This window comes from Gordonia sp. (in: high G+C Gram-positive bacteria), from assembly GCF_020438995.1.
Classification (GTDB): Bacteria; Actinomycetota; Actinomycetes; order Mycobacteriales; family Mycobacteriaceae; genus Gordonia.
The window spans coordinates 1-5,671 of record NZ_JAGQTN010000039.1; the positions used below are offsets into that span (position 1 = coordinate 1).

6 protein-coding genes are annotated in these 5,671 nt (G+C 67.7%); 5 read left to right on the forward strand and 1 reads right to left on the reverse strand.

Annotated elements, in window-relative coordinates:
* Positions 1-260: aminotransferase class I/II-fold pyridoxal phosphate-dependent enzyme (locus KDB67_RS02950; protein WP_366851683.1), on the forward strand; the 260-nt coding region annotated here is incomplete at its 5' end.
* An 18-nt stretch (positions 261-278) separates the two neighbouring features.
* Here KDB67_RS02950 and dapD read toward each other — a convergent pair.
* A complete protein-coding gene (gene dapD / locus KDB67_RS02955) occupies positions 279-1,229 on the reverse strand; it encodes a 2,3,4,5-tetrahydropyridine-2,6-dicarboxylate N-succinyltransferase (RefSeq protein ID WP_291012194.1) in 951 nt (316 codons plus the stop codon).
* A 118-nt stretch (positions 1,230-1,347) separates the two neighbouring features.
* Between dapD and dapE the strand changes: the two genes are divergently transcribed.
* The 4 genes from dapE to KDB67_RS02975 form a co-directional block, all read left to right on the forward strand.
* On the forward strand, positions 1,348-2,460 hold the full coding sequence (gene dapE, locus KDB67_RS02960) for a succinyl-diaminopimelate desuccinylase (RefSeq protein ID WP_291012197.1): 1,113 nt from the start codon (positions 1,348-1,350) through the stop codon (positions 2,458-2,460).
* 96 nt (positions 2,461-2,556) lie between these two features.
* Positions 2,557-3,303: a TIGR00730 family Rossman fold protein gene (locus KDB67_RS02965; RefSeq protein ID WP_291012204.1), complete on the forward strand. Its 747-nt coding sequence runs from the start codon at positions 2,557-2,559 to the stop codon at positions 3,301-3,303.
* Positions 3,300-3,845 (forward strand): TIGR00730 family Rossman fold protein, encoded by a 546-nt coding sequence (locus KDB67_RS02970; RefSeq protein ID WP_291012199.1) that lies wholly within the window; start codon positions 3,300-3,302, stop codon positions 3,843-3,845. The genes KDB67_RS02965 and KDB67_RS02970 overlap by 4 nt, the downstream gene beginning before the upstream one ends.
* A gap of 129 nt (positions 3,846-3,974) precedes the next feature.
* The coding region (locus KDB67_RS02975) for a long-chain-acyl-CoA synthetase (RefSeq protein WP_291012201.1) at positions 3,975-5,671 on the forward strand (1,697 nt) is incomplete at its 3' end.

A 5,671-nucleotide genomic window follows, 5' to 3' on the forward strand; every position in this document is an offset into this window, starting at 1 on the left:
AGCGCGAGCGCTACCGGGCCCGCCGCGACGTCCTGAAGGCGGCCGTCGAGAACGCGGGCTTCACCGTCGATCATTCCGAGGCGGGCCTGTATCTGTGGGCCACCCGCGGCGAGGATTCCCGCGTCACACAGGGCTGGCTCGCCGAGCGCGGCATCCTGGCCGCCCCCGGCGACTTCTACGGACCGGCCGGAACCAAACACGTCCGCATGGCCCTCACGGCGACCGACGAACGCATCGCCGCTGCAGCCGCCCGCCTCTGACGGCGGGCGGCGCAGCCGTCAGTCGTTCTTGTGCAGGATGTCGTTGAGGGCGATGCCGTCACCCTTCCAGGGGAGCACCTCGACCGCGCCGGTGATGCTGTTACGGCGGAACAGCAGGTTGGAGGCGCCGGCGAAGTCGCGGGCGCTGGCCCGGGTGCCGTCGGGGCCGGTAACCTTGGTGCCGGCGGTCACGTACAGTCCGGCTTCGATGACGCAGTCGTCGCCGAGCGGGATGCCGCAGCCGGAGTTGGCGCCGAGCAGACAGCGTTCGCCGAGCGCGATGATCTCCTTGCCGCCTCCGGACAGGGTGCCCATCGTCGACGCGCCGCCACCCACGTCGGAGCCGTCGCCGACGACGACACCGGCCGAGATACGGCCCTCGACCATCGAGGTGCCGAGGGTGCCGGCGTTGAAGTTGACGAAACCCTCGTGCATGACGGTAGTGCCCGAGGCCAGGTGCGCCCCGAGCCGGACACGGTCGGCGTCACCGATGCGGACGCCGGTGGGGATCACGTAGTCGACCATGCGCGGGAACTTGTCGATGTGGGTTACGGTGACCGGCCCACGCGCCCGCAGCTTCAGGCGGGTTTTCTCGAAACCCTCGACCGCGCACGGCCCGTGATTGGTCCACACCACATTGGTGAGCAGACCGAACTGGCCGTCGAGGTTGATGCCGTGCGGTGCGACGAGCCGGTGCGAGAGCAGATGCAGCCGCAGGTACACGTCGTGGGCATCGATCGGGGCGGCGGAGATGTCGGCGATGGACGTGCGGACCGCGACGATCTTGACGCCGCGTGCCTCGTCGGTGCCGATCAGGGGTTCGAGGTCGGCGGGGACGTCGGCGAGGTCGAGGACGTCGGTGCCGGTAGTGGCGACCGCGTCATCGAGTGCCGGTTCGGGGAACCAGGTGTCGAGGACGGCGCCGTCGTCGGTCAGGGTGGCGATACCAGTTGCGATTGCTCCAGTCACGGGTGCAGTTTACGGCCTGCGTGCCGTCACAAACCCCACCGCTGGGGCCTGCCACGACAACTATTGCGATGCCGGGGCTCAGCGGTGGGGTTTGTGACAGGCCACTACCGTGAACAAGGTGACCATTCTGAACCTGACCGCCGACCCCGTCGAACTCACCGCAGCACTTGTCGACATCGAGAGCGTGTCGCGGGACGAGGCGCTCATCGCCGACGTGGTCGAGGCCGCGTTACGCGAGCAGACGAGCGGTTTCGAGGTGATCCGGCACGGTAACTGTGTACTGGCCCGCACCTCCCGGGGCCTGCCGACGCGGGTGTTGCTCGCCGGTCACCTCGACACGGTGCCCATCGCCGACAACGTTCCGCATCGCAGGGGTAGCGGTTTCGACGACCACTACGGCATCGACGACGAATTCCTGCACGGCTGCGGAACGGTCGACATGAAATCCGGTGACGCGGTGTTCCTGTATCTGGCGGCGACGCTGGAGAATCCCGCCCACGATCTGACCCTGGTGTTCTACGACTGCGAGGAGATCGCCGCCGAGTTCAACGGCCTCGGGCACATCGAACGCGACCTGCCCGAGTGGCTGGCCGCCGACGTCGCCATCCTCGGCGAACCGACGTCCGGCCTGATCGAGGCCGGCTGCCAGGGGACGCTGCGGGTGCGCCTGACCGCTGCCGGCGTCCGGGCGCATTCGGCCCGATCGTGGATGGGGGACAACGCCATCCACAAGCTCGGCGGGGTGCTCACCACGCTGGCCGCCTACCAGCCGCGCCGTGTCGACATCGACGGCTGCGAATACCGCGAAGGACTCTCGGCGGTGGCCATCGGTGGCGGTGTGGCCGGCAACGTGATCCCCGACGCCGCGCACGTCGACGTCAACTTCCGGTTCGCTCCCGACCGCAGCATCGACACCGCGCTCGCACACGTGCGAGAGGTCTTCGCCGAACACCTGGACTCGGGTCTGGTCACCCTCGAGCTCACCGACTCGGCCGCCGGCGCACTGCCGGGCCTGGCACACCCGGCCGCCGCCGCGCTCGTCGAGGCAGCCGCCGGCAGGTTCCGGGCCAAGTACGGCTGGACCGACGTGTCCCGGTTCTCCGCGCTCGGTATCCCCGCGGTCAACCTGGGCCCCGGCGATCCGAGCCTGGCCCACCGCGCCGACGAACGGGTGCCCGTGAGCCAGATCCGCGAGGTCACCGACCTGCTGCGCGGGTATCTTTCCCGTTGATCCCGCAGCGGTCGCGCCCGCGCTGCTAGCGTGTGCGGCGTGAGCCAACCAGACCTGCCGCCCACCCCGGACACCTCCACCAGCTATGCGGGGCCGATCCTGTTCCGCCGGGACGATTCCGAGGAGACCACCGACCGGAGTCTGCTGGCGTGGGTCGACCCTCGCGACCCCGGGCGGCGGGTGGATCGCACCGTCCGTGATTCGTGGCGGGTGCTGCGTATCCAGTCCGAGTTCGTCGCCGGTTTCGACGCGATGAGCGACGTTGCCGAGGCCGTGACGGTCTTCGGTTCGGCCCGCATCAAACCCGATACCGATGCCTACCGTCTGTCGGTCCGTCTCGGGCAGGCGCTCGGCGAGGCCGGTTACGCGGTCATCACCGGCGGCGGTCCGGGTGCGATGGAGGCAGCCAACCGGGGTGCCTTCGACGCGGGCGCCCAATCGATCGGCCTCAACATCGAGTTGCCGTTCGAACAGCACATCAATCCGTGGGTCGACGTCGGCATGAACTTCCGCTACTTCTTCGTGCGCAAGACGATGTTCGTCAAGTACGCGCAGGCCTTCGTCTGCCTGCCGGGCGGTTTCGGCACCCTCGACGAACTGTTCGAGGCACTCACCCTGGTGCAGACCAAGAAGGTCGAGCGGTTCCCGATCGTGCTGGTCGGCCGCGACTACTGGGCCGGACTCATCGACTGGATGCGTGACCGGCTGCTCGCCGAGGGAATGATCTCGGCCGGCGACATCGACCTGCTGCACGTCGTCGACACGCCGGAGGAGGCGGTCGAGATCGTGAAGTCGTCGTGTCCGACGTGTGGCAAGGACGGCGACGGGGGCCCGGCCCGGTGAGCGGGCCGATCGCCATCTGCGTGTACTGCGCCTCGGGCCCGGTCGATCAGCGTTACCTGGATCTCGCCGCGGAGGTGGGTGCGGCCATCGCCGCGGGCGGTCACACCCTGATCTCCGGCGGCGGCAATGTCTCGATGATGGGGGCTCTGGCCCGGGCGGTGCGCGCGGGCGGCGGTCACACCGTCGGTATTATCCCCACCGCGCTGATGGAACGCGAGGTTGCCGACACCGGCGCCGACGAGCTGATCGTTACCGACACCATGCGCCAGCGCAAGCAGCAGATGGACGATCGGGCCGACGCGTTCATCACCCTGCCCGGCGGGATCGGCACCTTGGAGGAACTCTTCGAGACGTGGACCGGCGGCTATCTGGGGATGCACGACAAACCGGTGATCCTCCTCGATCCCGAGGGTTTTTATTCGCCTCTGCTGGAATGGCTGACCGCCCGCATCGACGACGGGTTCGTCTCGCGGCGTGCGATGGACAGGCTGCTGGTGACCGATTCCGTGGTTGCTGCGTTGGCCCTGGCTACCGGCCGGTAAGGTGATCCGCACCACCGGAGTCGAGCGGCAGGATGTGTCCGGGCACTCCCCGTGCGGGAGATCGTGAGGCACACCCTAAGATGTCCGGTGTACAAGTGTGCACCTGAATGTAGGGGAGATCGGAAACAAATGGCCAAGGACGATCGTAAGACGGTCACCATCGCCGACATGGGGCGCGGACTGCTGAAAATGGCCCCCGACGTTCCGGGCATCATCAGGCACGCCCCGGGCCTGATCCTGCGGTCTCCGAAGATGAAGAAGACGATCGGGCACATCTTCCAGAATCTGGCCAACGCCCACCCCGACCGCCCCTTCGTGCGGTTCGAGGGCGCCACGACCAGCTACGGCGAGGCCAACCGCCTGGTCAACCGTTACGCGGCGGTGCTCACCGAGAACGGCGTGAACCGCGGCGACGTGGTGGCGATCCTGGCGAAGAACAGCCCCACCGACCTGTTCGTCATCCTGGCCACCGTCAAGCTCGGTGCCACCGCCGGAATGATGAACTACAACCAGCTGGGCGACGTCGCCGAGCACAGTCTGTCGCTGCTCAAGGCCAAGGTCCTGGTCTACGACCCCGACTGCGCCGACGTGTTCGACTCGGTGTCGCCGGCCAAGCTGCCGCCGCGCACCCTCGACTTCACCGCGCTCGACGCGGCCGCGGCCGGTAAGCCGGAGACCGATCCGGCGATCACCAAGGAACTGCCGGCCTCCACCGACGCGTTCTACATCTTCACCTCGGGCACCACCGGCCTGCCCAAGGCCAGCGTGATGAGCCACAACCGCTGGCTCGCCAACTTCTCGGGCATCGGCGGTCTCGGTGTGCGCCTGCACCACAACGACACCATGTACGTGGCGCTGCCGCTCTATCACAACAACGCCCTGTCGGTGTCGCTCGGTTCGGTCCTGGCCGGCGGCGCGTGCGTCGCGATCGGCCGCAAGTTCTCGGCGTCGAAGTTCTGGGACGACGTCATCCTCAACCGGGCCACCGCCTTCTGCTACATCGGCGAGCTGTGTCGCTACCTGGTGGCCCAGCCGCCCAAGGACACCGACCGTAAGCATTCGGTGCGCCTCGCCGTCGGCAACGGTATGCGCCCGGACCTCTGGGACGAGTTCGCGACGCGCTTCGGCATCGACCGGATCGTCGAGTTCTACGGGGCCAGCGAACTCAACATCGCCTTCATCAACGCCTTCAGCGTCGACAAGACCGCCGGGTTCTGCCCGCTGCCGTACGTGATCGTCGATTACAACGACGACGGCAGCCCCAGGCGGGACGCGAAGGGACGCCTCACCAAGGTGGGCAAGGGTGGTACCGGTCTGTTGCTGGCGCAGATCAGCGACCGTGTCCCGCTCGACGGCTACACCGACGCCAAGGAGACCGAGAAGAAGGTCATCCGCGACGCGTTCAAGGACGGCGACGCCTACTTCAACTCCGGCGACCTCGTCCACGATCAGGGCTTTTCGCACGTCTCGTTCGTCGACCGGCTGGGCGACACCTTCCGCTGGAAGGGCGAGAACGTGGCCACCACCGAGGTCGAGGGTGCGGTGGACGCGGTCGACGCCGTCGAGCAGACCGTCGCCTACGGTGTCGCGATCCCCGGCACCGACGGCAAGGCCGGCATGGTCGCGGTCAAGCTCCGCGACGGACAGACCCTCGACCCGGTGAAGCTCGCCGCCCACCTGTACGATTCGCTGCCCTCGTATGCGATCCCGCTGTTCGTGCGGATCGTCGACGAACTGGAGTCCACGTCGACGTTCAAGACCCGCAAGGTGGAACTGCGCAACGAGGGCTACAGCGAGACGGGCGCCGATCCGCTGTACGCACTCGC